The following is a 26,860-nucleotide window of genomic DNA, read 5'->3' on the forward strand; positions in this document are numbered from 1 at the left end:
GGGCTGATCGGGGACGGCGGGCGGGCGGGTCGAGTCGGGCCAGCCGCCTCAGCCGGCTGAGCGGATCCCTCCGGTCGGACCCCAGGCGACTCCGGTGCCGCCCGCGTCGCCCTGGTAGTCGTCGGGCGAGAGGGTCATGCCGCTCGCGACGAAGTCCGCGGTCGCCGCGCAGTCCGTGACGACGACGTCGCCGTCGGAGCGCGCGAGCCCGTAGAGGCAGACGGACTCGTCGGCGAGCTCCGCGGCCGAGAAGGAGTCGAGGCTGAGGGTGGCGAAGTAGTCGACTCCGGCGATGCTGCCCAGGTAGCGCGTCGGCCCCCAGTGGAAGACGCGGAGGCTCGCGAGGGTCGACAGCGGGCGCGTGGCGACGTCGTCCGGGACGGCCCAGGGCTCGGTGAAGACCTCCAGCGACGGGCGAGGGGCCAGCGCGACGGAGGCGGCCGTGCCGAGGGCGGCGAGCCCGAGCACGGCGACGAGCGCGGCGATCACCCCGAGGCGGCGGCGCGGGCGGGGCGTGGCGGAGGTGCGGGAGTCGGCGTCGTCGCCTCCGGTGGTCTCACTGCGCTCGCCCCAGCCGGGCGCCGCGTCCCGGCCGGTCTCGTCACGGCCGACCTCGTCCCGGCCGGTCTCGTCCCAGCCGGTCCGGTCACGGCGCGTCCCGCCCCGGTCGCTCGCCGTCCCGCGGCCGATCCGGCCCCGGGCCGCTGCGGGTCCGGCGGGCGCGGCCAGTCCCGCGACCGCGGCGTCGAGCGCCTCCTCCCGCTCGCGGCGCTGCGCGCGCAGCAGTGCCAGCTCTTCGAGCGCCGCGGGGTCCGCCTCCGCGCTGAACGCCCGGCGCTCGAGCGCGGCCCGCTGCCTCCGCTCCTCCGGCGACGCCCCGTCGCGGCGCCGCTGCAGGGCGGCCCGGCCCCGACCGCGACCGCCCAGGGCCGCATCGAGCGCCGCCTCCGTCGCGGGATCGAGCTCGTCGAGCAGCCGCGCCGCGCGTGCCGGCGTGACCGCGGTGCCGACGGACGCCGGCACGTCAGGCCCGGTCGCGGACGGCGCGCGCCAGCGACTCGAGGCGCTCCCGGTACTCCGGCCACCACTCCTCCGGCACCGGCGGGAGGTTGTCGCCGGGCGTCCGGAGCCCGACCCGCCCGTCGATCAGCTCGCGGACGATGTCGGCGTGGCCCGCGTGCCGGTGCGTCTCCGCGGTGATGTGGACGAGGATCCGGTGCAGCGTCACGTCGCGGTTCGTCCACCAGGGGACCTGCCCGGGAGCGTCGAGCGGGAGGGCCGCGACCGTCGCGTCGGAGTGGGCCCACACGCGGCGGTACAGCGCGACGACGTCGGCCAGGGACTCGTCGGCCGTCGCCCACATGTCCGAGTTCGGCTCCGACTCGTCCTCCATCCACGGCATCGGCTCCGGGAACGGCCGCCCGAACACGGCGCCGAGGTAGCCCGCCTCGGTGCCCGCCACGTGCTTCACCAGGCCGAGCAGGTTCGTGCCCGTCGCGACCAGCGGCCGCCGCACGTCGTACTCGTCGAGCCCGTCGAGCTTCTGCAGCAGGGCGTCGCGCCCCTCCTGCAGGTAGCGGAGGAGGGTCTGCTTCGCGTCGTCGCTCATCCCCCCAGCCTGCCGCGCCCGCTCGAGCCGCGCCAGAGCGGTGCCGGAGCCGCGTCGTGCTCACAGCGCAGGAAGGATCGCCCCGCGGGCACCGGGATCCGCGGACCCACGGCCCGCCGGAGCGATCCTTCCAGCGTTGTGCACGGGGTCAGGCCGGGACGCCCGCTCCCGCCCGCTGGACGCGGGTGCCGACGAGGCGCTGCGAGGAGGCGTCGACAGCGGCGGCCGGGCCGACCAGCTCGAGCGCCGCCTCCGTCTCGCGCGTCGCGCAGTCCGGGCCCACCCACAGCTCGACGCGGCCGGGCTCGACGATCCGCACGCCCTCGCGTCCGGTGAAGGCCAGGCGCGCGGCCGGAACCTCGAAGCGGACCTCCGCCTCCTCGCCGGGCTCGAGCGCGACCCGCGCGTAGCCGAGCAGCTGCGCCACCGGCCGGGTCACGCTCGCGAACACGTCGCGGGCGTACAGCTGCACCAGGTCGGTGCCCGCCCGCTCGCCCGTGTTGCGGACGCGCACGGTCGCCGTGAAGGAGCCGTCCGTCGGGGCGGACTCCTCGACCGCCAGCTCCGTCCGGGCGAAGTGCGTGTACGAGAGGCCATGGCCGAACGGGCGCACCGGCGTGCTGTCGGCGGAGGTCACGTCCGACGGCCCGCCGAGGATCGGGTGCAGGTACGAGAACGGCTGCGCCCCGGCCGAGCGCGGCAGCGAGACCGGCAGGTGGCCGGAGGGGTCGACCCGTCCCGAGACGACGCCCGCGATCGCGCCGGCGCCCTCCTCCCCCGGGAAGAACGCCTGCAGCACGGCGGCGGGAGCCGACGGCCCGTCGAGCGCCCAGCCCACGGCGTAGGGGCGGCCGGTCAGCAGCACGAGCACGACCGGAGTCCCGGTCGCCACGACCGCCTCGACCAGCTCGCGCTGGCGGCCCGGGAGCTCGAGGCTCTCGACGTCGTTGCCCTCGCCGACCGTGCCGCGGCCGAACAGACCCGCCCGGTCGCCGACGACCACGATCGCCACGTCGGAGTCGGCGGCCGCCCGGACCGCCTCGGCGATCCCGGAGGCGTCGTCCCCCTCGACCGAGCAGCCCTCGGCGAGCAGCAGCTCGGCCGAGCCGAACTCGTCGGCCAGCGCGTCCGCGACCGTCGGGATCTCGAAGCCCAGCGGCACGCCCGGGTGGTGCGCCAGCACGTGGTTGGCGAAGGAGTAGCAGCCCATGAGCGCGGGCGCGCTGTCGGCGTTGGGGCCGATCAGCGCGAGGCGGCGCGGCGCAGCGAGCGGCAGGACGCCGTCGTTGGCGAGCAGCACCACCGACTCCTCGGCCAGGCGGCGGGCGATGTCACGGTGGGCGGGCGAGTCGAGGTCGATCGACTGGGGGGCGTCGTCGAAGCGCGCGTCGAGCAGGCCGAGACGCTCCTTCTGCGCGAGCACCCGCAGCACGGCCCGGTCGACGAGCGCCTCGTCGGCCTCCCCGGCCCGGATGCGCGCGGCCAGCGGCGCGAGGAACGCGTCGCCCGTGGGCAGCTCCACGTCGATCCCCGCGGCGAGCGCCAGCTCGGCCGCCTCGCCCAGATCGGCGGCGACCGCGTGCATGAGGTGGAGGAACGCGACCGAGAAGTAGTCGGCGACGACCACGCCGTCGAAGCCCCAGCGCTCGCGCAGCACGCCCGTGAGGTAGGCGGGCGTCGCTCCGACCGGGTCCCCGTCGATCTCGGCGTAGGAGTTCATCACCGAGCGGGCGCCCCCGTCGCGGATCGCCATCTCGAACGGCGGCAGCAGCACGTCCGCGATCTCACGCGGTCCGGCGTGCACCGGCGCGTGGTTGCGGCCGCCGCGGGAGGCGGAGTAGCCGATGAAGTGCTTCAGCGTCGCGTCGACGCCGGTGGACTGCAGCCCCTGCACGTACGCGGTGCCGATCGTGCCGACCACGTACGGGTCCTCGGCGATGCACTCGTCGACCCGGCCCCAGCGGGGGTCGCGGATCACGTCGAGCACGGGCGCCAGGCCCTGGTGGATCCCGAGCTCGCGCATCGAGCCGCCGATCACGGCGCCGAGCTCGGCCACGAGCTCCGGGTCGAACGAGGCTCCCCAGGCGAGCGGAGTCGGGAACGTCGCGGCCTGCCAGGCGGCGAGCCCGGTCAGGCACTCCTCGTGGACGATCGCCGGGATGCCCAGCCGCGTCTCCTCGACGAGCCGGCGCTGCTCCGCCCACAGCCACTGAGCGCGCTCGAGCGGATCGACGGGGCGCGTGCCGTAGACGCGGGTCAGCTGGCCGATCCCCTCGCGGGTCGCCTCGGCGTACCCGGTCGAGGTGGCCATCTCGCCGGCGAGCGGGGCGACGACCTCGCCGCCCTGGTCGACCCAGTAGCCGACCAGCTGGGAGAGCTTCTCCTCCAGCGTCATCCGGCCCAGCAGCTCGGTGGTGCGGGCGGACGGAGCCTGTGGGTCCTCTGGTGCGTGCGGTGCGGTCACGGTGCGACCCTCTCTGCGGGTGGGGCGACGGGTGCGGACGGGACGGGGGACGCGGCGGACGGGCGGAGCGATCCGCTCATCCCTTCACCGCCCCCGTCAGCCCGCCGACGATGCGGCGCTCGAAGACGCTGAAGAAGATCAGCGCCGGGATCATCGACAGCGACACGAAGGCGAGCACCTTCGCCGTGTCGACCGAGTACTGCGACGAGAACGCCTGCACTCCGAGCGGGAGCGTGAAGGTGGACTCGTTGTTGAGGATGAACAGGGGCAGCAGGTAGCTGTTCCAGCTCGCGATGAACGCGAGGATCCCCGTGGTGATCACGCCGGGCATCGCCAGGCGCACGACCATCCGGAAGAAGAAGCCGATCCGGCTGCAGCCGTCGATGAAGGCCGCCTCCTGGATCTCGTCCGGGATCGCGCGGAGGAACGGCACCAGGATGATGATCGTCGTCGGCAGGCCGAACGCGATCTGCGGCAGCACCACTCCGGCGAGCGAGTTCATCAGGCCGAGGCTCTTGATCACCAGGTAGAGAGGAGTGATCGCCACGGTCATCGGGAACATCAGGCCGGCGGCGAAGAGCGCGTAGAACACGCCGCGCCCGGTGAAGTCGTAGCGGGCCAGGACGTAGCTCGCCATCAGGCCGAGCACGACCACGCCGAGCGTCGTCGCGAGGCCGGCGATGGTGGAGTTGCCGACCTCCTGCCAGAAGACGCCGCCGGTGATCACGTCGAGGTAGTTCTGCACGTTCCACGGCGAGGGCAGGCCCGCCGGGTCGGTGGTGATCTGCGCGTTCGTGCGGAAGCCGCCGAGGATGATGTACGCCACCGGGGCGAGCATCAGCGCGATCACGACGATCGCCACGACGTAGGCGATCGTCGTGCCGCGGCCCAGGGGCTGACGACGCCGCTTCACCGCGAGAGGCCGAGGGGTCTCCGGAGTGATCGGCGGGGCCGTCATCGTCGTGCCGGTCATCGCTTGTCTCCCGTCAGTGCGCCCGCCGTGTCGCGCCGGAGCACGAAGCGCTGGTAGAGCAGCGCCACCACGAGCGAGATCAGGAACAGGACCACCGCGACGGCGTTCCCGTACCCGTAGTTGCCGGCGTTGCGGCCGTTGGTGACCAGGTAGATCGCCATGGTCGAGGTGCCCGCGGTCGAGGACACGTACTGGCCCCAGATGATGTAGACGAGGTCGAACAGCTGCAGAGCGCCGATGATCGACAGGAACGCCCAGATCCGCAGGGTCGGCGCGAGCAGGGGCAGGGTGATCCGCCGCTGCACCTGCCAGTAGGAGGCGCCGTCGATGGCCGCGGCCTCGGACAGCTCCTCGGGGATGCCCTGCAGACCCGCGAGGAAGAGGATCACGGCGAAGCCGATGTACTTCCACGTGATGATCAGCATCAGCGTCCAGATCGCGATCGCCGGATCCGAGAGCCAGTCCTGCTTCAGCGCGCCGAGGCCGACCTTCTCGAGCAGGCCGTTGACCGCGCCGCTGGTCTGGAGCATCAGGCTCCAGCCGGTGCCGACGACGACCTCCGAGATCACGTACGGCACGAAGATCAGGACGCGGATGATCGACTGCCCGCGCAGCTTGCGGTTCAGCAGCAGCGCCAGGAGGATCGCGACCGGCCCCTGGAGCACGAGCGAGAGCACCACGATGATGCCGTTGTGCGCGAGGGCGTCGTGGAAGGTGGGGTCCTGCAGGATCGTCAGGTAGTTGCGGAAGCCGACGAAGTCCGTCGGCACTCCGTAGCCCTGCCAGCTGAAGAAGCCGTAGTAGGCCGCCATCACGACCGGGAAGATCACGAAGGCGAGGAAGACGATCAGCGCCGGGCCGACCAGGAGCGCGATCTCGAAGCGCCCCGCCCAGCCCACGCTGCGGCGGCGCCGGCGCACCGGAGGCGTCGAGGTGACGCCTCCGGTGCGCGCGGTCCCGCGGGGCTCATCCACTCCGAGGAGCGGGCTCTCGCGGAGTGCCATGGTGGCTAGGCCTTCGCCGCGGCGGCGTTGACGGCCTCGACCAGCTGCTCGGGGTCGCTCTTGCCGGCCAGCAGGTCGACGACTCCGACGTTCAGCGCGTTGCCGACGTTGAGGCCGTAGACGGTGTCGAGCCACTGCGAGACGTACGGGGCCGAGTTGTAGGCCTCGAGGATCTGCTGCAGGTACGGCTCGGTGACCGCCTCCTGCGCCACGGTGTTCACCGGGGGCGCGTTGAAGGCCGCGTAGTACTCCTTCTGCACGTCGGAGGTGGCCAGGTAGTTGAGGAAGTCGACGCACTCGTCGGGAGCGCCCGCGGAGCAGGAGTAGCCGTCGACACCGCCCATGATCGCGCCGGCCTCGCCGTCGCCGCCGTCGATCTCGGGGAACGGGAACCAGCCCAGGTCGGGCAGCGGCTTCTCGTCGGGGGTGAGGGAGGCGATCACGCCGGGGTTCCACGCGCCCATGAGCTCCATCGACGCCTGGTGGTTGGCGAGGAGTCCGGCCGAGCTGCCCGCGCCCTGCTGGGCGGCGGTGGTGAGGAAGCCCTCGTTGAACGGCTCGGTGGCCGAGAAGTCCTGCAGGTCCTCGCCCGCGCGGACCCAGCAGTCGTCCGTGAAGTCCTTGGTGTCGGCCGCCTCGGCCATGGTGTCGGCGCTGCACTCGCGGAGCGCGAAGAAGTAGTACCAGTGCGCGGCGGGCCAGGCGTCCTTCGCGCCGAGCGCGACGGCCTGGGCTCCGCTGCCCTTGATCTTCGTGATCGCCGAGTCGAGCTCGTCGATGGTCTTCGGCGTCTCGGTGACGCCCGCCGCCGTGAAGAGGTCCTGGCTGTAGAACAGGCCGCCCGGGAGGACGGCGACCGGCATCGCCCAGACCTTGTCGTCGAGCGCGTTCGCCGAGAACGAGCCCTCGGGGATCTCGCTGCGCGCCTGGTCCGAGATGCCGTCGGTGAGGTCCTTCAGCTGTCCGCCAGCGACCATGGCGGCGAGCTTGCCGCCTCCGCGCTGGAGGAAGACGTCGGGGGCGTCGCCCGAGTTGAGCGCCGTCTGGAGCTTGCCGTCGAGGTCCTCGTTCTGGATGGCCTGCGACTCGATGGTCACTCCGGGGTTCGCGGCCTCGAAGTCCGCGATCGTCTTGTCCCAGAACTCCTGGCCGGGGCCCGTGGTCGAGTTCTGCCAGAGGGTCATCGCGACGGTGCCGTCGCTCGATCCCGAGTCCTGGGCCGAGCAGCCGGTGAGGGCCGCGACCGTGCCGAGCAGGGCTGCTGTCGCCACTGCGATCTTCCTGAACTTCATCGTCCAACCGTTCTCTTCATCGAGGGCGCCGCCTGATGCACCGGCGCCGTGGGGGTTCCCGCCTTCGCGGGTGGAGTCAGTGTCCGCAGTGCTTGCGAAAGTGGTCAAACGTTTTCGAAATGGTTTTCGAAGCACGGGTTACAGTCGGCCACATGACCACCCGACCGACCATCCACGACGTCGCCGCTGCCGCCGGCGTCTCGGTGGCGACGGTGTCCAAGGCCGTGAACGGCCGCTACGGCATCGCCCCCTCCACCGCCACCCGCGTGCTCGAGGTCGTGCGCGAGCTCGGCTACGAGTCGAGCCTCGTCGCGAGCAGCATGCGCTCCCGGCGCACGGGCGTGATCGGCGTGCTCGTCGCGGGGTTCGAGCCGTTCAGCGCCGAGATCCTGAAGGGCGTGGGGTCGGTGCTGGCGGAGTCGCGGTTCGACCTGCTCGCCTACTCCGGCTCCCATGAGGGCGAGCAGGAGGGCTGGGAGCGGCGCTCGCTCAGCCGGCTCAGCGGCACCCTCATCGACGGGGCGATCATGGTCACGCCGAGCGTGGTGAGCGCGCCCTCCGACATCCCGCTCGTCGCTGTGGACCCGCACACCGGCCGCGCCGATCTGCCGACCGTCGAGTCCGACAACTTCGGCGGCGCCCTGCTCGCCACCCGCCACCTCGTCGCCCTCGGGCACCGCCGCATCGGCTTCGTCGCGGGTCGCGGCGACCTGCGCTCGGCGCGGCTGCGCGAGGCCGGCTACCGGGCGGCGCTGGCGGAGGCCGGCATCGCCTTCGACGAGCGCCTGCTGCGGGTGGGCAACTACCACCGCGACACCGCCCGGCGGCCCGCCTCCTCGCTCCTGTCGCTGCCCGACCGGCCGACCGCGGTCTTCGCCGCCAACGACGTCTCGGCGCTCGCGATCATCGAGACCGCCGCGCACCTGGGCCTCGCCGTGCCCCACGACCTGTCGGTGATCGGCTTCGACGACGTGCCCGAGGCGGCTCGCTTCGATCCGCCGCTGACCACAGTCCGCCAGCCGATGCAGACGCTCGGAGCGACCGCCGCCGAGATGCTGATCGCCCTGATGGCCGGGCGCGAGCCGCGCTCGCTGCACGTGCAGCTGCCGACGCAGCTCGTCCGCCGCGCGACGACGGGACCGCCGGCATGAGCGGCGACGGGACCGCCGGCAGGGGTGACGAGCTGGAGGACGACGGCCCGACCGCGGTGCACGCCGCCCTCTTCGACGCGCTGGAGCTGGTGGACCTGCCCGCGCTCGAGGCGCTGCTCGACGTGCGCTTCGTGATCGAGCACCCGACCGGCCTGGTGCAGTCGCGGGAGGAGTGGCTCGCCGACATCGACGAGGCGCGCAAGGAGTACCACGAGATCGACCACGTCGAGAGCGCCCTCTCGGGCGGCGCCGCGCACCCGGTGCTCACCTCCCGCACCATCACCGAGGCGACCATCGGCCGCCTGCACGCGACCTGGCGGCTCCAGCTGACGAGCCGCCTCGTCCGCCGCGACGAGGGGTGGGTGATCACGCGGATCGTGGTGACGAGCTGGTGAGGCGGGCGGACCGGCGCGTCCGTGGCCGGCTGCGGGCGCGGCGGGCAGGATCGACACCGTGCTCCTCCAGGTCGTGACCCGCTCCGCCCGCCCGGCCGCCGAGATGTTCGACCGGGCGCGCGACATCGACCTGCACACCGCCTCGCAGGCCGGCGCTCGCGAGCGCGCGGTGTCCGGGACGACCACCGGGCTGATCGGGCTCGGCGAGCACGTGACCTGGAGCGCCCGGCACTTCGGCGTCCCGCTCCGACTGACCAGCACCGTCACCGCGCTCGACGCCCCGAACTCCTTCGTCGACGAGCAGACCCGCGGACCCTTCGCGACCTTCCGGCACGAGCACCGCTTCGAGCCCGACGACTCCGGCTCCGGCTCCGGCTCCGGCTCCGGCTCCGTGATGATCGACCGGCTCGAGTACTCCGCCCCGCTCGGCGTCCTCGGGCGGATCGCGGAGCGGCTGGTGCTCGACCGGCACCTGCGGCGGCTGCTGGAGGAGCGCGGCGCGTTCCTCGCCGGACGCGACCGGTGAGGCTCCTGATCCGGACCCTGCTGACGCTCGTCGCCGGCGCCGGCGTCCTCTCGCTCGCGACGACCTCGGTCCTGTTCGCCCTGTCCTCCCTCGACACCGGCCGGGACGCCGGCGAGCTGCTCCTCCCGCTGGCCCGAGCGCTTCTGGCGACCGCCGTGACGGCGGCCGTCGGCGGGCTCCCCTACTCCGCGGGACGGGGTCGCGCGCCCTGGCCGGTCCTCTGGACCGCTTCTGCGGTCTGCATCCTCGCGATCGCCTGGATCGTGGTCTCGATCGCGGCGTGGACCGACGCGGGCGACGGGACGGACGCCGTCGTCGCGCTGCTGACCGTGGTGCCCGCGGCCTGCTGCTCGATCGCCGCGGTGCCGGTGACCGAGCTCGTCCTCCGGGTGGGAACCCGCAGGATCGGCGCCCGTTAGGGGATCCGTCCCCGCCGCTTGACGTTGACGCTGCGTCAACCCGTACCGTCGCTTCCATCGCCGCCGGAGTCCCCGGCGACGCGGAGACGGAGGGCGCTGTGGAGCAGGAGTGGACCGTGCACGAGGTGGCGCGGCTGGCCGGCACGACCAGCCGGACGCTGCGGCACTACGGGGCCGAGGGGCTGCTGCCGCCGAGCCGGGTGGGCGCGAGCGGCTACCGCTACTACGACGCCGCCGCGCTCGTGACGCTGCAGCGGATCCTGCTGCTGCGCGACCTCGGTCTCGGGCTGCCCGAGATCGGGCGGATCCTGCGGCGCGACGCGGAGCCGGTGGCCGCTCTCGAGCGGCACCTCGACGTGCTCCAGGAGGAGCGCCGACGGCTCGATCGCCGCATCCGGGCGGTCGCCGGGACGATCACCACGATGAGAGAAGGGAACGGGCCGATGGCCGAGGAGATGTTCGACGGGTTCGACCACGCGGAGCACCGCGAGGAAGTGGAGCGCCGCTGGGGCGCCCCGGCGTACGCCGACGGCGACCGCTGGTGGCGCTCGATGAGCGCGGAGGACCGCGAGCAGTGGCAGCGGCGGCAGGCGGACCTCGCCGACGCGTGGATCGCCGCGGCGGCGAGCGGGGCGGATCCGACCGGGGAGGAGGCGCTCGCGCTGGCCGAGCGGCACCGCGCCTGGCTCGCCGAGGTGCCGGGCACGCCCCGCGATGCGACCGGCGGCCCGAGCGACGAGTACCTGCTCGGGCTCGGCGAGATGTACGTCGACGACGAGCGGTTCGCGGCGCACTACGGCGGAGTCGCCGGCGCCCGGTTCGTCCGCGACGCGCTGCGGGCGCTCGTCGAGCGGCGGGACTGACGGAGGTTCCGTCTGCCGGGCCGGGACCCCGCTCCGGAACGGCATGATCGCCTGATGGGACGCATCCGATTCAGCAGTCCGGGCTGGGACGAGGACACCGATCGGGGGCCCGCGCCCGACCCCGACCGTGCCCGGTACTCCCGGGACGACGGGGCGAGGTTCACCGCGATCACGCTCACCTGCCTGTCGGTCCTCCCCGCGATCGTCCTCACGGCCGCGTTCCTCCTCGTGCGGCTCCCTCCGCTCGACCGCGACGACCAGCCCGACTGGACGGCGCCGCGCGCGGAGGTCCTGGCTCCGTGGCTGCTGCTGTTCCTGCTCCCACCGCTGGTCACGGGACTGCTCGCCCGTCTGGTCGGCGGGCGGGACTCCTTCCACGGGTTCCTGCCGTCCGCCGCGGTCTGCCTCGTGGTGATGGCGCCGTTCCTCGGGCTCTCGGCCCTGTCGCTCCTCGGCTAGGCGCCGCCGCCCGGGAGCATCAGCATCGCGAATCCGGCGGTCGCAGCGGCCAGGACGACGCTGATCGGAACGGACCAGCGGGGCCGGTAGGCGCCGATGACGAGGGCGGCGAAGGCGAGGACCGCGCCGACCCCGACGACGGGGAACCACTGGAGGAAGGGCCACGCCGGCCCGGCGAGGCAGTCGATCGGCGGATCCTGGACCTCGAGGAATGTGCTGCGGTAGGTGCTCGCGCAGCCGGCGAGGAGCAGTCCGCTGACGGCGGCGCCGAGCCCGGCGAGCACACCGGCGACCACCCCTCCGATCGTTCCGACGAGGGCGAGGAGCGTCGCGACCGCGTCCGCGGCGGCCGCGCGATCGGGGCCGCCGGACCGTACGCCTCTCACGCCTGCAGGATCACCGCGCCGTAGTGCGTGCCCGCGCCCGTGCCCACCAGCAGCACCGACTCCCCCGGCTGCACGTCCGAGCGGTGCAGGGCCAGCGGGATCGCGCTGCCGATGGTGTTGCCGACCTCGCCGAGCGTGATCGTCATCCGGTCGCGACCCCAGAGGCGGGCCATGCCCTCGAGCCCGGCGGCGCTGGTCTGGTGCGGGACCACCCGGTCGATGCCGGGGAGCCCGCTCGAGAGGCCCGGCCGCACCTCCTCGAGGAACGCCGGGAAGTGCCGCAGCGCGTCGACGAGCAGCGCCTTGCCCTGCATGTCGAAGCGGAAGTCGGCGAGCCGGTCGGGCGCCTCCTCGATGCGGATGCGCGAGCCGAAGCCGCGCAGCTCCGCGTGGCGCACACCGCTCGGGCGGGTGCGGAAGTGCGTGGTGACCAGGCCCTGGCCCGGCGTCAGGCCGCGGCCGATCACGACGGCGGCGGCCGCGTCGCCGAAGAGCAGGGCGCTCTCGGGCTGGCCCGGGTCGATGCCGCGGCTGCCGCAGTCGGTCGAGACGATGAGCACGGTGTCGGCGCGACCCGTGGCGAGGAGGAATCCCGCCTCCTGCAGAGCGAAGAGGAACGACAGGCAGGTGGCGCCGACGCTGTACGCCGAGACGTCGTCGAGGCCGAGTCCCGCCGCGAGCAGCGCGCCTCCGTCCGGGATCGCCTGCAGCTGAGTGCCCGAGGCGTTGAGCACCACGTCGACCGTGTCGAGCCCGGCCGCCGCGAGCGCCCGACGGGCGGCGAGCAGGCCGAGCTCCAGCGGGTCCTCGTCGTCGGTGACCCAGTGGCGGGTGCGCACGCCGGAGCGGCGCTCGGCCTCGTCGGCGGGCAGGCCGCAGAGCGCGGCGACCTCGGCGGTCGTGACGATCCGCTCGGGCAGCGCTTCGCCCGTGCCGAGGACGCGGAGCGGGAGGAGGTCGGGCACGCGGGCCCCTTCCTGCCCCGGGACGTGCGGAGCGAATCCCTGTATAGCGCGCCTCTGCACCTCCGCGCGCACTGTTCGGCGCGGTTTGACGGCACGGGCCCCCGCCGACACCATGGTCCCGGAGCGGGGGACGGATGGACGCGCGCGGTTTCTGGGTGGTCGTGCCCTTCCTCGACGAGGAGAAGCTGCTCGGCGGCGCCCTCGACGCGCTCGCCCGCCAGACCGATCCGGACTTCACCCTCCTGCTCGTCGACAACGGCAGCACCGACGGCTCGCGCGCCGTGATCGAGGAGTTCCGCCGCCGGTGCCCGGAGCGGCAGGTCGCCGTGATCGACGAGGCGCAGAAGGGCACGGGAGCCGCCTCCGACACCGGCTTCCGCCACGCGATCGCCGAGGGCGCGACGGCCGTCGCCCGCACGGACGCCGACTGCCTGCCGAGCGCCGACTGGGTGGCGCGCCTCAAGGCCGACCTCCGCGGCGGCGCCCGCTTCGTCGGCGGCCGCCTGTCCCCGCGGCGGGACGAAGCCGTCTACCGCTGGTACGACGGCGTGCTCGGCACCGCGCTGATCCGCCTGATGGAGCACGCGCCGGGCGTCTTCTACCGCCGCCCCGGCCAGCGGTACCGGATGTTCATGGCCGCCGGCTGCAACCTCGCGATCGACGCAGCGCTGTACCTCCAGGTCGACGGCTTCCCGCGCTCGAGCATCGACGACACCGACGAGGACCTGGAGCTGCACCTCAAGGTCTGCCAGGCGATCGGGCGGAGCGAGGCGCTGCTCGACAAGGACGCGGTCGTGCTGATGTCGATCCGGAAGGGCAAGGCGCTCGGGTACCTGGGGATCCTGCTCTGGTACTGGGGCCGCAAGCGCGGGCTGGAGGTCGTCGATGTCCGCTGAGCGCCGGCGCCGCGTGCTGATCACCGGGGCGACGGGCTTCCTCGGCGGCTACGCGGTGCGCGAGTTCCTGGCCGCGGGCGACGACGTGCTCGCCACCGGTCGCGCCCCCGAGGCGCTGGCGCGGCTGGAGGAGGAGGGCGCCACGGTCCTCCGCGCCGACCTCGCCGAGCTGGGCGCGACGACCGTCGAGGCCGACGTGCTCGTGCACGCCGCGGCGCTCTCGAGCCCGTGGGGCACGTGGAGCGAGTTCGAGCGTGCGAACGTCACGGGGACGGAGGCGATGATCGCGCTGGCCGAGCGCTGCGGGATCCGCCGCTTCGTCTTCGTCTCGTCGCCGAGCATCTACTCCGCCCGCCGCCACCAGTACCTGGTGCGGGAGGAGGAGGTCGACACCGGCAGCCGGATGAGCCTCTACATCCGCAGCAAGATCGAGGCCGAGAGGCTGCTGCAGGACGCGCACCGCGCCGGCCGGATCCCCGAGCTCGTGATCCTGCGCCCCCGCGGCCTGATCGGCGTCGGCGACCCCAGCCTCCTCCCCCGCTTCGTCGCCGCGAGCCGCCGCCGCGGCATCCCCCTCTTCGACGGCGGTCGGAACCCCGTCGACGTCACCTGCGTCGAGAACGCCGCGCACGCGCTGGTGCTCGCCGCCGACGCTCCCGTGGCCGACGGCGGCGTCTACAACATCACCAACGGCGAGCCCGCTCCGCTCGGCGACCTCCTCGAGCGCTTCTTCGCCGCGATGGGCGAGGAGCCGCGCTTCATCCGGGTGGACCTGCGCGTGCTGACCGCGCTCGCCGAGATCCTGGAGCGGGTGTACCGGCTGCTGCCCGGCCGCGAGCCGCCGTTCACCCGCTACACCGTGGCGACCCTCGCCTACGCCCAGACCCTCGACATCTCGAGGGCGCGGACCGAGCTCGGCTACGAGCCGACCGTGCCGCTGGCCGAGGGCATCCGCCGGGTCGGCGAGCACCTGAGGGGGACGCGTGGCTGAGTCGTCGCTGCAGGTGATGGCGTGCGGGAGCACCGTCTTCCCGCTGTCCCGGGTGTTCCGCGGGAGGGGGCTCCCCTGCCGCGTCTTCCCCTCGAACGTCTTCCTCTACACGCACGCGAGCGGCCGACGGGTGCTCGTGGACACGGGCTACCCGCCGACGTTCCGCGGAACGGGCCTCGTCGGACGGCTGTACGAGCGCATCCTGCCCGCGACGGTGCCGGACGACGAGACCGTCGACCAGCGGCTGCTCGCCCTCGGCCTGACCCCGGCCGACGTGGAGTTCGTGGTGCTCACGCACCTGCACCCGGACCACGTGGGCGGCGTGCGCTGGTTCCCGGACGCGACGTTCGTGCTGTCGTCGGGCCAGGTCGCCTCCGTGCGGCGGAACCGCGTGCGCGAGGGGATCTTCCGCGCGCTGCTGCCGCCGTGGTTCGCGGCCGGGATCGTGGCGGACGAGCAGCCCGCGACGACGATCAAGGGGCTGACCGGATTCGACCTCTTCGGCGACGGATCGCTGCTCGTGGTGCCGCTCCCAGGCCATGCGCGCGGGCACCTGGGGGTGCTCGTCGAGGGGCGCGTGCTTGTGGCCGGCGACGCGGCGTGGGGGCGGGAGTTCCTCGGCTGGTCCGGGCGCCTGCGCCGGCTGCCGCGGTTCATCAGCGACGACGCGCGGGCGCACGAGCGGACGTCCGAGCTGCTCGAGCGGGTGGAGGCGGCGGGGGTGCGGCTGTGCTTCTCGCACGACGCGTATGCGGAGGGGGATGTGGGGCTGGGTGGGGCGGCGGCGCGAGGCGGACAGGACCTCATCGACCTCGACGGCGAGAGCTCCCGTCTCCGCTAGACGGGAGGCGACTCAGGTTCACGCGGTCCTCGGCGGATCAGCCGTTCGAACGTCCCGCGAGAGGCCCCGTCACCGAGGCTTGTCATCGGGCATGTCTTTCGGGACGCTGCGGACCGCGAGATCTCGAGTTCCGATACTCGACCAGCCGCCGGTCGTCAGCGGGGCAGGTCCTCGTAGGGGACGCGGCGGCTCAGCCAGGCGAGCAGACCGGCGGCGAGCGCCGCGATCGCCGCAGGGATGAGCAGCAGCCAGAGGGCCGAGGTCACGGCGACGAGGACGAGCGCCGCCGCGGCGACGCCGGCGCCGATCGCGAAGTTCCAGCGCACATCCGTCGCCACTCCGCCCTCCGGACGCGCCCACAGCACGACGAGGGCCGTCGCGATCGGCCCGAGCAGCAGCCCCAGCACGAACCAGCGCCAGCGCGAGCGGCCCTTCTGCTCGGCCAGACCGGCGGTGACGATCGCGAGTCCGAACCAGATCCAACCGGAGTCCTGGGTGAGTGTCATGCGTGGAGCCTAGGGCGCGGGCAATATCACCCCGGAGAGGTCGCCGGTCGGGAGCGTGGGCCTGTCGCCCGCGTCTCCCGCTCAGCGGTCCCCGGCACGGCGCCGAATTCCTCCGCTACCCGGGCACCACCACGAAGGCGACGCCGACGACGAGGCCCAGCACGAGAGCCGCCGAGCCGAACCCGATCAGGAGGGCGAACGTCAGCGGACGGGTCTCGCGGAAGCTCATCGTGCCGGGGATCAGCTCGTTGATCTCGGAGGGGCTGAGCGTCTTCTCCGCGGCGGGCGGCGCCTCGATCTCCTGCCGACGAGCGGCTCCGGTCAGGCGCGCCCACACGCTCCGGCTACCGGTGTGCACGCCACGCGCCGCCGGCAGGAGCGGCGTCGTCACGGCGGCGACGACGGCCCGCAGATCCTCGATCTCCCAGTCCGCCCCGCGGAGCCGCAGCGACCGGCTCCCGTCCGACAGGAACAGGATCAGCGACGGGGGCAGGTCGATCCCCTCACTGTTGGGGCCGGCGGGCACCCACGCGAGCAGCGCCTTCACCGACGGGTCGGCGCGCTCGAAGGTCACGACCCTGCCTCGCGCATCCGTGCACTCGATCGCCCGGTCCGAGATCCGGAGGGACGCGGTGGCGAGGAACCGCCGGTTGCGGAGCGCCAGCACTCCGACGATCACCAGAGCCACCGCGGTGGCGAAACCGAACAGCCCGAGGTAGACGGCCAGCGCCGCACCGCGGTCGTCGGCGACCGCGACTCCCCAGACGCTCCCCGCCAGCAGGACCAGCGCGGGGAGGACGGCGACGGGCCTCAGCCGTCGCGACTCGTTCCTCTGCCGGGCCCTCGAGGGCCGGAACTCGCGAACCGGCTCCGAGCGGTCCGCCCGTCGCCGCTCCATCAGGCGGACGCGACGGACGGAGAGCCGGTGCGGACGCGGTTCCGAAGAGGGTCGTCGAGACTGCGGCGCATGGCGTCAGGGTAGCGGTGGCGCTCCGTCGGGCCGCGCTCGCGACCGAGCCTTCGCGTGGTTCCGGCTTCGCGCGATCCACTTCGTGTCCTACCTCTTCTTCGACGCCCCTCGCCCAGTCACCGGAGGGTGAGCGGACGCGGCGCGCCTGTCAGTCCGCGCGGGACGTCACCGCACGACAGGTCGGCCCCTCCCGGGGTGCCGGCGCCGAGCACGATCATCCGAGCGAGGGCTCGTCCGGGTCGACAGACTGGGCTGGTGTCCTCACCGATGACGATCCGCGCCGTGCCGACCTCGGCCCAGCGTGAGGAGATGCACCTCAGGCTCCGTCGCACGGAGATCAGCCCCGCGCGAGGCCTCGCGGCCGTCCCCGGCGATCGGCCTCCTCAAGACCTTCCGTACCGGGCAGCGCGCTCGACGCACGCGGGACGCCGGGCGCGGCGGCAGCCCGCCGGGGGCCGAGCGCCCTGACGCGACTCCCGCGCCGCCGGCCACACGACGCCCCCACCCGACGCCCACGCACCCACTCCAGACAGGACCCGCCATGACCTCCTCCCTCTCCCACCCGGCGAGCCGCTGGGCTCTCGACCACATGCCCCTCACCGCGCAGGCCGTCCGGGAGCTCGCTCCGGTGCTCTCCGGGAAGAAGCTGGCGATCTGCCTCCACGTCGAGCCCAAGACCGCCGCCCTCGTCTCGCACCTCGTCGAGGCCGGGATGGACATCGCTCTGACGGGCTCGCCCGGAACCACGAAGGACGACGTCGCCGACGACCGCCGCGCCCTCGGCGTGCACGTGCACACGAAGCAGAGCGACGGCGAGGCGGAGCACCTCCGCAACATCGAGAAGGTGCTCGAGCACGACCCCGACCTCACCCTCGACAACGGCGCCGACCTCACCCTCCGCCTGATCAATTCGGGCGTCCCGGACCACTACCTCGGCGGCACCGAGGAGACCACCACCGGCGGCATCCGCCTGCGGGAGAACAACGCGACCCTCCCGCGACCGGTCGTCGTCATCAACGACTCGCCCCTCAAGCTGATCGTCGAGAACGAGTACGGGGTCGGCCAGAGCGTCGTCCAGGGCTTCATGAACGCCACGAACCTCATGATCCCGGGCACCCGCGCCGCGGTCATCGGCTACGGCCCGTGCGGACGCGGAGTAGCCGACACCCTCGCGCAGCTCGGAGCGCGGGTCTCCGTCGCCGACGTCGACCCGATCCGCTCGCTGCAGGCGATCCTCCGCGGCCACCGTGTCGGACCCGTCGCCGACGTCCTCTCGGACGCGCAGTTCGTCTTCACCGCCACCGGCGCACCCGGCGTCATCGGCGCCGCGGAGATCGACGCGTTCGCCGACGGCGCCGTGATCGCGGGCGTCGGCCACTTCCCGTGGGAGATCGACGAGGACGCCCTCGCGGCCGCCACGGAGTCGACCACCGAGTTCGCCGACGGACAGCGCCGGCAGGGCATCCGCCTGAAGAACGGCAAGCGGATCGTCCGCCTCGAAAACGGCCGGATGATCAACCTCACCGCGGCCGGCGGCAACCCGATCCAGGCGATGGACCTCGGCCTGACCCTGCAGGCCCGGAGCCTCGCCGCTGTCGTCACCGCGGACCTCGACGCCGCCGTGCAGCCCGTCCCGGCCGACGTCGAGCACCGCATCGCGACCGACCTCGTCGCCCTCCTCAGCCGCTGAGGGGCGCCGGGCAGGAGGGTCTCGCCGGGCGCAGCGGGTCGGGATCGCGACCCGGCTGCGCCGACGTCGGCGCGGTTGCCGGCAGCAGGAGCAGGCATCCGTGGCCGCTCCCGCGAGGCCGAACCAGCGGGCCCGACCGGCTCACGGGACCGTCACTCGCGGCCGAGCCAGTCCGTGATCCCGCTGACGACGCGGTCGAGGTGGGACTCGAGCAGGAAGTGCCCGCCGTCGACGAGCTCGATGCGCGCGTGGGGCGCGTCGCGGAGGAAGGCCTGGGCGCCGGCGGGGGCGAAGATCTCGTCGTTCCGGCCCCAGACGGCGAGGACGGGGACTCCGGACTCGCGGATCCACGCATGCACGGCGGGGTAGAGCTCGCGGTTGGTGGCGTAGTCGCGGAAGAGCGCCAGCTGCACGTCGTCCTGGCCGGGGCGGGCGAGGAGCGCGAGGTCGTGCTCCCAGGCGTCCGGGTCGACGGTGCTGGGATCGGGGACACCGTGGGTGTACTGCCACTCGACGGCCTCCCGGCCGAGAGCCGGCCGGAGTGCGTCGCGCGTCTCGTCGGTCCGCTCGGCGGCGTCGGCCCAGATCGGGTCCCAGAAGCCGGGCACGAAGCCCTCCTCGTAGGCGTTGCCGTTCTGCGAGATCACGGCGACGACCGCGGACGGATCGGCGAGGGCGAGGCGCCAGCCGACGGGGGCGCCGTAGTCCTGGACGTAGATCGTGTACCGGGTCACCCCGATGGTCTCGAGGAAGCGGCCGGTCACCGCGGTCAGGGCGGCGAACGTGTAGTCGAAGTCCTCGACGGAGGGCGCGGACGAGCGCCCGAAGCCTATGTGGTCGGGGGCGATGACGCGGTAGTGCCCCGCGAGGGCGGGGAGGAGGTGGCGGAACATGTGCGAGCTGCTCGGGTACCCGTGCAGCAGCAGGAGGACAGGCGCGTCGACGGGCCCGGCCTCCCGCCAGAAGACGTCGAGTCCGTCGACGGACACGGTGCGGTGATGGACGACGACCATGGCTAACCCCTTCAAGTAGATTTACTGGTTAGCCGGACGCTAGCATGGATCGAACGGGCCGCACGGCGGGAGAACGGGGAACGATGGATCGGGACGAGGAGCTGCTCCTGGCGGTGCTGAACAGCGCGCCCGTGGTGGACGGACGGCCGACGGACGACCTCGGCGACGCGTCCGGTCGCGAGCTCGCCCGGCGGTGGGGCGGAGTCGGCACCGAGGACGAGCTCGAGCGGCTGCGCCGCGCCCGCGACGCACTCCAGGCCGTCGTGCGCTCGGACGCGCCCGCGGCCGTCACGGAGCTCGCGGACCTGGTCGCGCACGCCGTGCGCACCCCGCGCGTCACCGGTGAGGGCGTCGTGTGGGAGCTGAGCGCTCCCGAGCCGGATCGCCTCGCGGTGCAGTCGGTCCTCGCCTGGTCCGCTGTGAACGCCCGGTTCCCCGGGCGGCTCCGCGCCTGCGCGAACGACGAGTGCAACCTCTTCCTCCTCGACCGCAGCCGCCCCGGCACCGCCAAGTGGTGCTCGATGGCGATGTGCGGCAACCGGATGAAGGCCCGCGCGCACGCGAGCCGGTCGCGGGACTGAGAACGGCCGGGAGGCGCGGCGGCGAACGCTAGGCGCCGCGCAGCCGGGCCGTCGATGCGGACGCCTGCGCTCGAGCCCGTTGCAGGGCGTCCTCGCGTCCGGCCGCGTCGAGGCGGGCGGGACCGTAGGTGACCACCGGGGGCAGGACGTCGTACCCGACGAACTCGAGCATCCCGCGATGGATGTGGAAGAGGAACGACTGCAGGTCGCCGTAGCCGTCGGCGGCGCCGGGCGCGAAGGCCGCCTCGCCGCCGCCCGTCGTCAGCAGGAGCATCGCACTCCTGCCGCGCAGGCCGCCCTCGGCGAAGACGCCGTGCTCGCCTCCGAACGTCGCGCCCATCACGAAGACCCGGTCGATCCAGCCCTTCATGATCGCCGGCATCGAGAACCACCACAGGGGGAACGAAAGCACCAGGAGATCCGCCTGCAGCAGCTCGTCGAGGTCGCTCGCGACGGGCTCCCCGAGCGTCTTCTCGAGGACCGCGGTCATCTGCTGCGCCTGCGGCTTGAAGTAGCCGGAGCCGGACGCGAACTGGTCGCGGTGCAGCACCGGGTCCCGGCCCTCGGCGTACAGGTCGAGCCGGCGCACCTCCATGCCGTCGGCCCTCAGCTGCTCGAGGACCGCGTCCGCCTGCGCCGAGGAGAAGGACCGCTCCTCGGGATGGGCGTGGACGAGCAGAGCACGGCGAGCGGGAGCGGCCTCGGAAGCATCGGTCATGCGGCCGATCATATCGACGATTCGCGATACGTCGCTAGATCGAGGCTCCGAGCCGCTTCAGGAGCCCGTCGACGTCGGCGTCGCTCCTCCGGTAGTGGGTGTACTTCCCCACGCGCGTCGAGCGGACGAGGCCCGCGCGCTCCAGGGATCCCATGTACGACGAGATGGTCGACTGCGCGAGACCGCTCTTCGCGGCGAGATGGGTGACGCAGACCCCGAACTCGGCGCGGTCGGCGATCGGCTCGAACTCGCTGAACGACGCCTCAGGAGAGCGGAGCCACTCCATGATCTGCAGTCGCGTGGGATTGCCCAGCGCCTTCAGCACCTCCACCAGTCCCGTGTCCACCGCGCCATTCTCCCCTGCTCGCCGCCCGGGCGCCTCCGCGCCGGAATCACCCTCCGCCCGGACGCACCCCGCTCACGGCAGCAGGATCACCTTGCCGTCGAGCGTCCGGGACTCGGCGAGCTCCATCGCCTCGACGATCCCCGTGAGCGGGAAGCGGGCGGCGATGTTGGCCGTCAGCGAGCCGTCGGCGAGGAGTCCGAGCACGCGGCCGAGGTCCTCCTCGAGCCGCGCACGGAAGCGCGCGGGGCGCAGCGAGTGGCCCGCCCAGAGGTCGTAGAAGACCGCGCGCCGGCCGTTGGGGGCCAGCTGGTAGGCCTGGATCCGCGCGAGCTGGCGGAGGAACGGGGGCCAGATACTCCCGGTGCTCGCGCTGACGATCGCGTTCGCGACGAGGGTGCCGCCGGGCGCGAGCAGCGACCACGCCAGCCGGGTCGTCGCTCCGCCGACGTTGTCGAACACGGCCTGCACTCCGCCGGGAGCGAGCTCGCGCACGCGGGCGGCGAGGTCGGGATCGGCGTAGTCGACGGGCTCCACTCCGGCCGCTCGGAGTGCCTCGTGGTGGCGGGGCGAGGCGGCGCCGATCACGCGGATCCCCTCGAGGCGGGCGAGGCGGTGCACGAGGCCGCCGACTCCGCCGTTCGCGCCGAACAGGAGGATCGTGTCGCCGCGGGAGACCCGGGCCGAGCGGTGCAGCATCTGCCACGCCGTCACTCCGTTGACCACGACGGCCTCGGCGTCCTCCGACGCGACCGCGTCGGGGACGAGAACGCAGTCGCGGGCGGCGACACGGGCGTGACCCGTCCAGCCGCCGGTCTTGGTGAGCGCGGCGACGCGGCGGCCCTCGAGCGACGCGTCGCCGCCGGGGCCGACCGCGAGGACCCGGCCGACGAGGTCGTAGCCGGGCGTGAAGGGGAACGGCGGCTGGGCGAAGTAGCGGCCGCGGCGCATCGACTGCTCGGCGAACGAGATGCCGGTGGCCTCGACGGCGACGAGCAGCTCGCCGGCCGCGGGCGGCTCGACCGGCGCCTGCTCGAGGAGCAGTCCAGACGGCTCGACGATCCCGGGGAGGACGACGCGGGTGGTGGTGCGGGGAAGGGTGGTGGTCACGAGGGGCTCCTGAAGGTTGTGGTGAGTGACTGGACAGTCACAATCGCGGACATGAAAGGGGAGGGTGGTGAAGAGGAGGAGAAGGAGGAGGGGAAGGAGAAGAGGGCAGACGAGAGGACCGCGGACTCAGTCGCGGTGCCGGATGCCGTCGGAGACGATGCGCGCCCACTCGGAGTCGACGCCGCCGAGGTCGGTCTGCACGATCAGGTGGCAGAGCTGCCCGTAGGCGACGAAGCGCTGCACGGCCGGACCGTCGGCTCCGGAGACGACGGTGACCGTCCGGACGACCGCGGAGATCCCGCGGCGCACCGCCTCGCGGATCTCGGGGACCTCGCACGCGCTCTGCGCCTGTGACTGCAGCATGATCAGGTCGCGGTCGGCGATCAGGTCGATGTAGGCGACGGTCATCGCCTCGAGCCGGTCGGCCGGGTCCGAGGAAGGCGAGGCCTCCCCCGCCGCCGCGAGCGTGGTCGCCACCTGCTCGTAGCAGCGGTCGACCGCGGCGACGAAGACGCCGAGCTTGCCCGGGAACAGGCGGAAGACGTAGGCGGGCGAGACGCCGGCCTCGGCCGCGACCTCGGTGATCGGAGTCGCGGCGTAGCCGGTGCGCGCGAACACGTGGAGCGCCGCCGCGGTGATCCGCTCGCGCTGCGCCTCGGCGGTGGAGCGGGAGGAGGGGGAAGGCATGTGACTGATCGAACACTTACTTCGCTCGCCTGTCAAGAGCGCTGCCGGACGAGTCGACACGCGGGCCGGATCAGGAGCCCCGACGACTCCGTCAGCAGTACCGACGCAGGCCTGCCGGCCAGGAGGGGCGCGCGCCGCTCCGGAGCTCGAGCGCGCCTCCTCCGCCCTGCCGAAAATGGTTCGGCTACCGTCCGTGGCGGGCCGAGTTCCTCGGTCCGCCACCCGAGGAGGGATTGCCCATGCACGATTCGACCGAGGCTGCCGTCGTTAAGAGGGTCCTGGAGGACGAGATCCTCGAGAACTACGCCTCCGTGGTGGACGTGGTCCGGACCTGGATCGAGAGCCCGAACAGCGTCTGCATCGTCTACCGGCGCCGTCTCGACGGCGACCATCTGATCGGTCAGCGCTTCCGCTTCCCACCGCACGCCGCGAACGACGATCCCGTCTCGACGGGAGTCGATGCGGCGCTGAACACGGCCGAGCCCCTCGGCGCGCCCTTGGAACGCGCGCGGCTCGCGGACGGGGTCTTCTGGTTCGCGATACCGCCGACCGACGCACTGCCCGCCATCCCCGACGGGCCGTCAGCACCGAGCCGGGACTGAGCGACGGCGGCGAGCTCGACCGGGCACCCCCTACCCCGCACCCCCACCCCGCCCCTAGGTTGGGGGGACCCGCATCGCCGACCGCGCACCACAGAGTTCCGATGGAGGAACGCCATGGCCACGACACCCGTGCTCCGCAGGATCGCGATCGCGCTGGTCGCGGTCGTCGCAGTGGGAGTGGCGGGTGCCGCACCGGCGTCCGCTCTCGACAGGCCCGTCTCCGGATACCTGAAGGACAGCGGGCTCACGCCCGAGAAGATCCGCGACTTCCTCGGCGGACCCCTCATCTCGCCCTCGACGCAGGTGGGCTACGGCGGAGCGGTCTCGAGCGTCGACGCGAACGCGAGCCGCGTGGGCATGGAGGTGCTGAAGCGCGGCGGCAACGCAGCTGACGCCGCGGTCGCCACGGCCGCGGCCCTCGGCGTGAGCGAGCCGTACAGCGCCGGCATCGGCGGAGGCGGGTACTTCGTCTACTTCGACAAGGCCTCCGGCGAGGTCAGCACCATCGACGGACGCGAGACAGCGCCGGCCGGCATCACCTCGGACGCGTTCCTCGACCCCGCGACCGGAGCCCCGTACCCGTTCACCCCGGACCTCGTCTCCTCCGGCGTCGCGGTCGGCGTGCCCGGCACGGTGGCGACCTGGGACACCGCGGTCGACCGCTTCGGCACCCTGCCGCTCCCCGTCGTGCTGGCGCCCTCGATCGCGCTCGCGGCGAAGGGCTTCCGGGTGGACGAGACCTTCCGCAACCAGACGCTCGACAACCTCGAGCGGTTCCAGGCGTTCCCCGACACGGCCGAGCTCTTCCTCCCCGGTGGGGACGCACCGAAGGTGGGCAGCACCTTCCGCAACCTCGACCTCGCGAAGACGCTGACCTCCATCGCCGTCCACGGGCCGGACGCGTTCTACGAGGGCGCGCTGGCCGCCGAGATCGCCGACACGGTCCAGAACCCGCGGATCGCCGAGGGGTCGGACCTCCCCGCCCCGGCCGGCACGATGACGGCCGCCGATCTCGCGGCCTACTCGGTCGCCGAGCAGGCGCCGACCCGCGTCTCCTACCGCGGACTCGACGTCTACGGGATGGCACCCTCCTCCTCCGGCGGGATCGCAGTCGGCGAGGCCCTCAACATCCTCGAGAACCACGACCTCGCGTCCGAGGACACCGGCAGCGCCCTGCACCTCTACCTCGAGGCGTCCGCCCGCGCCTTCGCCGACCGGGGCGCCTACGTCGGCGACCCCGCCTTCGTCGACGTGCCCACCGAGACGCTCCTCAGCCAGGAGTTCGCGGACTCGCGGGACTGCACGATCGACCCGGCGACCGCCTCCGTCCGCCCGGTCGCGCCCGGCGCTCTCGACGGCTCCGGATGCGCGACCGCCCCCGCCGCGGAGGAGTCGGACACCGAGAACATCTCCACCACCCACCTCTCGGTCGTCGACAAGTGGGGCAACGCCGCCTCCTACACGCTGACGATCGAGCAGACCGGCGGCTCGGCGATGACCGTCCCCGGCCGCGGCTTCCTCCTCAACAACGAGATGACCGACTTCTCCCCCACCTTCGTCGACGGGGACCCGAACCGGATCGAGCCGGGCAAGCGCCCGCGCTCGTCGATGTCGCCGACGATCGTGCTCGACGGCGGGGACGTGCGGTTCGTCGTCGGCTCGCCGGGCGGATCCACGATCATCACGACGGTCCTGCAGACCCTGGTCAACCGCATCGACCTCGGCATGACGCTCCCCGAGGCGGTGGCAGCGCCCCGCGCCTCCCAGCGCAACGGCGCGACGACCTCGGCCGAGCCCGAGTTCATCGAGGCGTACGCCGACGACCTCGCTCCCTTCGGCCAGCAGCTGGTCCCCTCGGGCGACACCTTCACCTCGGCCGCGCAGATCGGCGCGGTGGCCGCCATCGAGGTCGACCCCTCCGGCCGGATGACCGCGGTCGCCGAACCGGTGCGGCGCGGCGGCGGCGTCGGGCTGGTGGTCCGGCCCGAGAAGTGACGCCACGGAGCCTCCCCGGCCCGCTGAGAGGAACCGTCGGCCGGCCGCTCCTCTCGCCCGGGAGCGGTCCTCCGAGGGAAGGGGGCGTCTGCGACACTGGGGAGATGTCGTCGTCGCGCCCGCTGCGCACCCTCCGGGGTGTCGTCGCGGCGACGGTGGCGACGCTCGTCGCGCTGTTCTCGCACGTGGCCGGCGGCGGCCAGATCCCGGGTCCGCTCGGTGTCGCGATGCCGCTCGTCCTGTCGGTCCTGGTGTGCGTGGCGCTCGCCGGGCGCAGGCTCTCCCTGGTGCGCCTGGCGGTCTCGGTCGGAGTCAGCCAGTTCCTGTTCCACACGCTCTTCACGATCGGGACCTTCACGGGGCCGGTCGATGCGCCGACCCTGCACGCCCACCACGGCGCCGTGATCGACGTCAGCGCGGCGATGACGCACAGCGGGATGACCGGCTCCTCGATGTGGGCGGCGCACCTCGTCGCCGCCGTCGCGACGACCGCGGCGCTCCACCGCGGCGAGTCCCTCCTCGTCAGGGTCGCCGCGACGACGAGCCACCTCGTGACCCGCCTGGTGCGGGTGCTGCCGACTCCGGTGGCCGCTCCTCGACCCGCGCGACGCTCCTCCTTCGAGCTGCGCGACGTGCTCCCCCTCGCCTCGGGCGTCTTCCCCCAGGCGGCGCTGCGGCGCGGCCCCCCTCTGCAGCCCGCCTCCTGATCATCGACGCGAGCCGCGGCGAGGACCTCCCCGGAGGTCCCCGCGGCGTCTGACCGACCCGTCTCCTCCGCCGCAGGGGTCTCCGAGGGACGCCGGCCGGTCGGCGTCTCGGCGACTCCTCCCGGACGGATCGTCCTGGCCCGGCGCTCCTGCGCGCCGGCGGAGGGGTCTGTGGAGCGCCCCCTCGGGGACGCCCGTGAAGGGAGCCACGCCTGTGGCACAACCATCGACACCGGTCGACGACGACCTCCTCCCGCCTCCGCGGCCGCTCGCCGCTCCTCTCCGCGGGGCGGAGGCGTCCCTCCTGCTCGCGATACCGGCGGCGGTCGCCGTCGCCCTGCTGGGCCTGTCGTACACCGGGGCGTTCTCGGTGGCGACGCGGCTGATCGACCCCGGCGACCTGGTGACGCGGGGCCTGCCGATCGCGCGGGTCCTGCACGACTCCGCCGCGTCGCTGACCATCGGCCTGCTCACCGCGGCCACCTTCCTGCTGCCCGGGCAGCGCATCGCGCCGGGCGTCGTCTCGTACTCGCAGAACCGCGCCCTGCGCTGGGCGACCTGGTCGGCCGCGGTCTGGGTGGCGTCCGCGATCGCTGTCCTCGTGTTCACGGCGGCGAACACCATCGGGCAGCCGCTGGACGCGCCGGGCTTCCGGACGCAGGTCGTCTTCTACGCCACGCGGATCGAGCTGGGGCAGACGCTCG

Annotated in this window: 29 protein-coding genes; 14 read left to right on the plus strand and 15 right to left on the minus strand. The window is 73.3% G+C overall.

Going from position 1 to position 26,860, the window contains the following annotated elements; all coding sequences use genetic code 11:
* Positions 1–48: 48 nt before the first annotated feature.
* The 6 genes from C5C44_RS14200 to C5C44_RS14225 all read right to left on the minus strand — a co-directional run bounded on the left by C5C44_RS14200 (position 49) and on the right by C5C44_RS14225 (position 7,342).
* Entirely contained in the window at positions 49–1,023 is a 975-nt protein-coding gene (locus C5C44_RS14200) for a hypothetical protein (RefSeq protein ID WP_104336069.1), read from the minus strand.
* A 1-nt stretch (position 1,024) separates the two neighbouring features.
* A complete protein-coding gene (locus C5C44_RS14205; protein WP_104336070.1) occupies positions 1,025–1,609 on the minus strand; it encodes a DinB family protein in 585 nt (194 codons plus the stop codon).
* A 148-nt stretch (positions 1,610–1,757) separates the two neighbouring features.
* On the minus strand, positions 1,758–4,004 hold the full coding sequence (locus tag C5C44_RS14210) for a glycoside hydrolase family 3 N-terminal domain-containing protein (RefSeq protein WP_104336071.1): 2,247 nt from the start codon (positions 4,002–4,004) through the stop codon (positions 1,758–1,760).
* 145 nt (positions 4,005–4,149) lie between these two features.
* Positions 4,150–5,046 carry a carbohydrate ABC transporter permease gene (locus tag C5C44_RS14215; RefSeq protein WP_104224899.1) on the minus strand — a complete coding sequence of 299 codons (897 nt, stop codon included), beginning with the start codon at positions 5,044–5,046 and terminating at the stop codon, positions 4,150–4,152.
* Positions 5,043–6,050: a carbohydrate ABC transporter permease gene (locus C5C44_RS14220; protein ID WP_104226347.1), complete on the minus strand. Its 1,008-nt coding sequence runs from the start codon at positions 6,048–6,050 to the stop codon at positions 5,043–5,045. Before C5C44_RS14220 ends, C5C44_RS14215 begins: the two co-directional genes overlap by 4 nt.
* Before the next feature lie 5 nt (positions 6,051–6,055).
* Positions 6,056–7,342 carry an ABC transporter substrate-binding protein gene (locus tag C5C44_RS14225; protein WP_104336072.1) on the minus strand — a complete coding sequence of 429 codons (1,287 nt, stop codon included), beginning with the start codon at positions 7,340–7,342 and terminating at the stop codon, positions 6,056–6,058.
* 152 nt (positions 7,343–7,494) lie between these two features.
* On the opposite strand from C5C44_RS14225, the gene C5C44_RS14230 reads away from it, so the two are divergent.
* The 6 genes from C5C44_RS14230 to C5C44_RS14255 all read left to right on the plus strand — a co-directional run bounded on the left by C5C44_RS14230 (position 7,495) and on the right by C5C44_RS14255 (position 11,155).
* On the plus strand, positions 7,495–8,493 hold the full coding sequence (locus C5C44_RS14230; protein ID WP_104224902.1) for a LacI family DNA-binding transcriptional regulator: 999 nt from the start codon (positions 7,495–7,497) through the stop codon (positions 8,491–8,493).
* Positions 8,490–8,888 (plus strand): nuclear transport factor 2 family protein, encoded by a 399-nt coding sequence (locus C5C44_RS14235; protein ID WP_104336073.1) that lies wholly within the window; start codon positions 8,490–8,492, stop codon positions 8,886–8,888. The genes C5C44_RS14230 and C5C44_RS14235 overlap by 4 nt, the downstream gene beginning before the upstream one ends.
* A gap of 58 nt (positions 8,889–8,946) precedes the next feature.
* Positions 8,947–9,414: an SRPBCC family protein gene (locus tag C5C44_RS14240; RefSeq protein WP_308471044.1), complete on the plus strand. Its 468-nt coding sequence runs from the start codon at positions 8,947–8,949 to the stop codon at positions 9,412–9,414.
* Entirely contained in the window at positions 9,411–9,833 is a 423-nt protein-coding gene (locus tag C5C44_RS14245; protein ID WP_104336074.1) for a hypothetical protein, read from the plus strand. Before C5C44_RS14240 ends, C5C44_RS14245 begins: the two co-directional genes overlap by 4 nt.
* A 98-nt stretch (positions 9,834–9,931) precedes the next feature.
* On the plus strand, positions 9,932–10,696 hold the full coding sequence (locus tag C5C44_RS14250) for a TipAS antibiotic-recognition domain-containing protein (protein WP_104336075.1): 765 nt from the start codon (positions 9,932–9,934) through the stop codon (positions 10,694–10,696).
* Between the two features lie 54 nt (positions 10,697–10,750).
* Complete coding sequence (locus tag C5C44_RS14255; RefSeq protein WP_104226342.1) at positions 10,751–11,155, plus strand: hypothetical protein; 405 nt, start codon at positions 10,751–10,753, stop codon at positions 11,153–11,155.
* On the opposite strand, the gene C5C44_RS14260 is transcribed toward C5C44_RS14255, so the two are convergent.
* Positions 11,152–11,541 (minus strand): hypothetical protein, encoded by a 390-nt coding sequence (locus C5C44_RS14260; protein ID WP_104308481.1) that lies wholly within the window; start codon positions 11,539–11,541, stop codon positions 11,152–11,154. The genes C5C44_RS14255 and C5C44_RS14260 overlap by 4 nt on opposite strands.
* Complete coding sequence (locus tag C5C44_RS14265; protein WP_219827857.1) at positions 11,538–12,506, minus strand: 3-oxoacyl-ACP synthase III family protein; 969 nt, start codon at positions 12,504–12,506, stop codon at positions 11,538–11,540. Before C5C44_RS14265 ends, C5C44_RS14260 begins: the two co-directional genes overlap by 4 nt.
* A gap of 134 nt (positions 12,507–12,640) precedes the next feature.
* Between C5C44_RS14265 and C5C44_RS14270 the strand changes: the two genes are divergently transcribed.
* From C5C44_RS14270 to C5C44_RS14280, 3 genes are read left to right on the plus strand one after another with little or no spacing between them, the layout of a single operon-like run.
* Positions 12,641–13,402 carry a glycosyltransferase gene (locus C5C44_RS14270; RefSeq protein WP_104336077.1) on the plus strand — a complete coding sequence of 254 codons (762 nt, stop codon included), beginning with the start codon at positions 12,641–12,643 and terminating at the stop codon, positions 13,400–13,402.
* Complete coding sequence (locus tag C5C44_RS14275; protein WP_104336078.1) at positions 13,392–14,393, plus strand: NAD(P)-dependent oxidoreductase; 1,002 nt, start codon at positions 13,392–13,394, stop codon at positions 14,391–14,393. Before C5C44_RS14270 ends, C5C44_RS14275 begins: the two co-directional genes overlap by 11 nt.
* The gene (locus C5C44_RS14280) at positions 14,386–15,234 is read left to right on the plus strand and encodes an MBL fold metallo-hydrolase (RefSeq protein WP_104336079.1); all 849 of its coding nucleotides are present in this window, start codon (positions 14,386–14,388) and stop codon (positions 15,232–15,234) included. The genes C5C44_RS14275 and C5C44_RS14280 overlap by 8 nt, the downstream gene beginning before the upstream one ends.
* A 155-nt stretch (positions 15,235–15,389) precedes the next feature.
* Here the strand turns inward: C5C44_RS14280 and C5C44_RS14285 are convergent, their stop codons facing one another.
* Both C5C44_RS14285 and C5C44_RS14290 read right to left on the minus strand, forming a co-directional pair.
* Positions 15,390–15,740, minus strand: a complete 351-nt coding sequence (locus C5C44_RS14285) for a hypothetical protein (protein WP_104224914.1) — start codon at positions 15,738–15,740, stop codon at positions 15,390–15,392.
* A gap of 115 nt (positions 15,741–15,855) precedes the next feature.
* Positions 15,856–16,638 carry a hypothetical protein gene (locus tag C5C44_RS14290; RefSeq protein WP_104336080.1) on the minus strand — a complete coding sequence of 261 codons (783 nt, stop codon included), beginning with the start codon at positions 16,636–16,638 and terminating at the stop codon, positions 15,856–15,858.
* Positions 16,639–17,251: 613 nt separating this feature from the next.
* Between C5C44_RS14290 and C5C44_RS14295 the strand changes: the two genes are divergently transcribed.
* Positions 17,252–18,400: an adenosylhomocysteinase gene (locus C5C44_RS14295; RefSeq protein WP_104336081.1), complete on the plus strand. Its 1,149-nt coding sequence runs from the start codon at positions 17,252–17,254 to the stop codon at positions 18,398–18,400.
* Between the two features lie 152 nt (positions 18,401–18,552).
* Here C5C44_RS14295 and C5C44_RS14300 read toward each other — a convergent pair whose 3' ends face one another.
* Positions 18,553–19,413 (minus strand): alpha/beta fold hydrolase, encoded by an 861-nt coding sequence (locus C5C44_RS14300; protein WP_104336082.1) that lies wholly within the window; start codon positions 19,411–19,413, stop codon positions 18,553–18,555.
* An 83-nt stretch (positions 19,414–19,496) separates the two neighbouring features.
* Between C5C44_RS14300 and C5C44_RS14305 the strand changes: the two genes are divergently transcribed.
* Positions 19,497–19,994 (plus strand): CGNR zinc finger domain-containing protein, encoded by a 498-nt coding sequence (locus tag C5C44_RS14305; protein WP_104336083.1) that lies wholly within the window; start codon positions 19,497–19,499, stop codon positions 19,992–19,994.
* A gap of 28 nt (positions 19,995–20,022) precedes the next feature.
* Here the strand turns inward: C5C44_RS14305 and C5C44_RS14310 are convergent, their stop codons facing one another.
* The 4 genes from C5C44_RS14310 to C5C44_RS14325 all read right to left on the minus strand — a co-directional run bounded on the left by C5C44_RS14310 (position 20,023) and on the right by C5C44_RS14325 (position 22,852).
* Positions 20,023–20,712 carry an NAD(P)H-dependent oxidoreductase gene (locus C5C44_RS14310; RefSeq protein WP_104336092.1) on the minus strand — a complete coding sequence of 230 codons (690 nt, stop codon included), beginning with the start codon at positions 20,710–20,712 and terminating at the stop codon, positions 20,023–20,025.
* A gap of 34 nt (positions 20,713–20,746) precedes the next feature.
* A complete protein-coding gene (locus C5C44_RS14315; protein WP_244230566.1) occupies positions 20,747–21,058 on the minus strand; it encodes a helix-turn-helix transcriptional regulator in 312 nt (103 codons plus the stop codon).
* Between the two features lie 72 nt (positions 21,059–21,130).
* Entirely contained in the window at positions 21,131–22,165 is a 1,035-nt protein-coding gene (locus C5C44_RS14320; RefSeq protein WP_104336084.1) for a zinc-binding dehydrogenase, read from the minus strand.
* Positions 22,166–22,291: 126 nt separating this feature from the next.
* Positions 22,292–22,852, minus strand: a complete 561-nt coding sequence (locus tag C5C44_RS14325; protein WP_104315402.1) for a TetR/AcrR family transcriptional regulator — start codon at positions 22,850–22,852, stop codon at positions 22,292–22,294.
* Positions 22,853–23,091: 239 nt separating this feature from the next.
* On the opposite strand from C5C44_RS14325, the gene C5C44_RS14330 reads away from it, so the two are divergent.
* The 3 genes from C5C44_RS14330 (at position 23,092) to C5C44_RS14340 (ending at position 26,156) form a co-directional block, all read left to right on the plus strand.
* On the plus strand, positions 23,092–23,454 hold the full coding sequence (locus C5C44_RS14330) for a hypothetical protein (protein ID WP_104224922.1): 363 nt from the start codon (positions 23,092–23,094) through the stop codon (positions 23,452–23,454).
* A gap of 114 nt (positions 23,455–23,568) precedes the next feature.
* Complete coding sequence (gene ggt / locus C5C44_RS14335) at positions 23,569–25,449, plus strand: gamma-glutamyltransferase (protein ID WP_104288695.1); 1,881 nt, start codon at positions 23,569–23,571, stop codon at positions 25,447–25,449.
* Positions 25,450–25,553: 104 nt separating this feature from the next.
* Complete coding sequence (locus tag C5C44_RS14340) at positions 25,554–26,156, plus strand: hypothetical protein (RefSeq protein WP_104257424.1); 603 nt, start codon at positions 25,554–25,556, stop codon at positions 26,154–26,156.
* The last annotated feature ends 704 nt before the right edge of the window (positions 26,157–26,860 follow it).

Source organism: Rathayibacter sp. AY1F6 (genome assembly GCF_002932035.1).
Taxonomy (GTDB): Bacteria; Actinomycetota; Actinomycetes; order Actinomycetales; family Microbacteriaceae; genus Rathayibacter.

Coding starts and splice junctions, on each gene's coding strand:
- C5C44_RS14300 (WP_104336082.1), bottom strand. CDS start 19,413: ATGGTCGTCGTCCATCACCGCACCGTGTCCGTCGACGGACTCGACGTC.
- C5C44_RS14255 (WP_104226342.1), top strand. CDS start 10,751: ATGGGACGCATCCGATTCAGCAGTCCGGGCTGGGACGAGGACACCGAT.
- C5C44_RS14235 (WP_104336073.1), top strand. CDS start 8,490: ATGAGCGGCGACGGGACCGCCGGCAGGGGTGACGAGCTGGAGGACGAC.
- C5C44_RS14290 (WP_104336080.1), bottom strand. CDS start 16,638: ATGGAGCGGCGACGGGCGGACCGCTCGGAGCCGGTTCGCGAGTTCCGG.
- C5C44_RS14285 (WP_104224914.1), bottom strand. CDS start 15,740: ATGACACTCACCCAGGACTCCGGTTGGATCTGGTTCGGACTCGCGATC.
- C5C44_RS14230 (WP_104224902.1), top strand. CDS start 7,495: ATGACCACCCGACCGACCATCCACGACGTCGCCGCTGCCGCCGGCGTC.
- C5C44_RS14215 (WP_104224899.1), bottom strand. CDS start 5,046: ATGACCGGCACGACGATGACGGCCCCGCCGATCACTCCGGAGACCCCT.
- C5C44_RS14295 (WP_104336081.1), top strand. CDS start 17,252: ATGACCTCCTCCCTCTCCCACCCGGCGAGCCGCTGGGCTCTCGACCAC.
- ggt (WP_104288695.1), top strand. CDS start 23,569: ATGGCCACGACACCCGTGCTCCGCAGGATCGCGATCGCGCTGGTCGCG.
- C5C44_RS14305 (WP_104336083.1), top strand. CDS start 19,497: ATGGATCGGGACGAGGAGCTGCTCCTGGCGGTGCTGAACAGCGCGCCC.
- C5C44_RS14275 (WP_104336078.1), top strand. CDS start 13,392: ATGTCCGCTGAGCGCCGGCGCCGCGTGCTGATCACCGGGGCGACGGGC.
- C5C44_RS14220 (WP_104226347.1), bottom strand. CDS start 6,050: ATGGCACTCCGCGAGAGCCCGCTCCTCGGAGTGGATGAGCCCCGCGGG.
- C5C44_RS14325 (WP_104315402.1), bottom strand. CDS start 22,852: ATGCCTTCCCCCTCCTCCCGCTCCACCGCCGAGGCGCAGCGCGAGCGG.
- C5C44_RS14225 (WP_104336072.1), bottom strand. CDS start 7,342: ATGAAGTTCAGGAAGATCGCAGTGGCGACAGCAGCCCTGCTCGGCACG.
- C5C44_RS14210 (WP_104336071.1), bottom strand. CDS start 4,004: ATGACGCTGGAGGAGAAGCTCTCCCAGCTGGTCGGCTACTGGGTCGAC.
- C5C44_RS14340 (WP_104257424.1), top strand. CDS start 25,554: ATGTCGTCGTCGCGCCCGCTGCGCACCCTCCGGGGTGTCGTCGCGGCG.
- C5C44_RS14205 (WP_104336070.1), bottom strand. CDS start 1,609: ATGAGCGACGACGCGAAGCAGACCCTCCTCCGCTACCTGCAGGAGGGG.
- C5C44_RS14330 (WP_104224922.1), top strand. CDS start 23,092: ATGCACGATTCGACCGAGGCTGCCGTCGTTAAGAGGGTCCTGGAGGAC.
- C5C44_RS14270 (WP_104336077.1), top strand. CDS start 12,641: ATGGACGCGCGCGGTTTCTGGGTGGTCGTGCCCTTCCTCGACGAGGAG.
- C5C44_RS14310 (WP_104336092.1), bottom strand. CDS start 20,712: ATGACCGATGCTTCCGAGGCCGCTCCCGCTCGCCGTGCTCTGCTCGTC.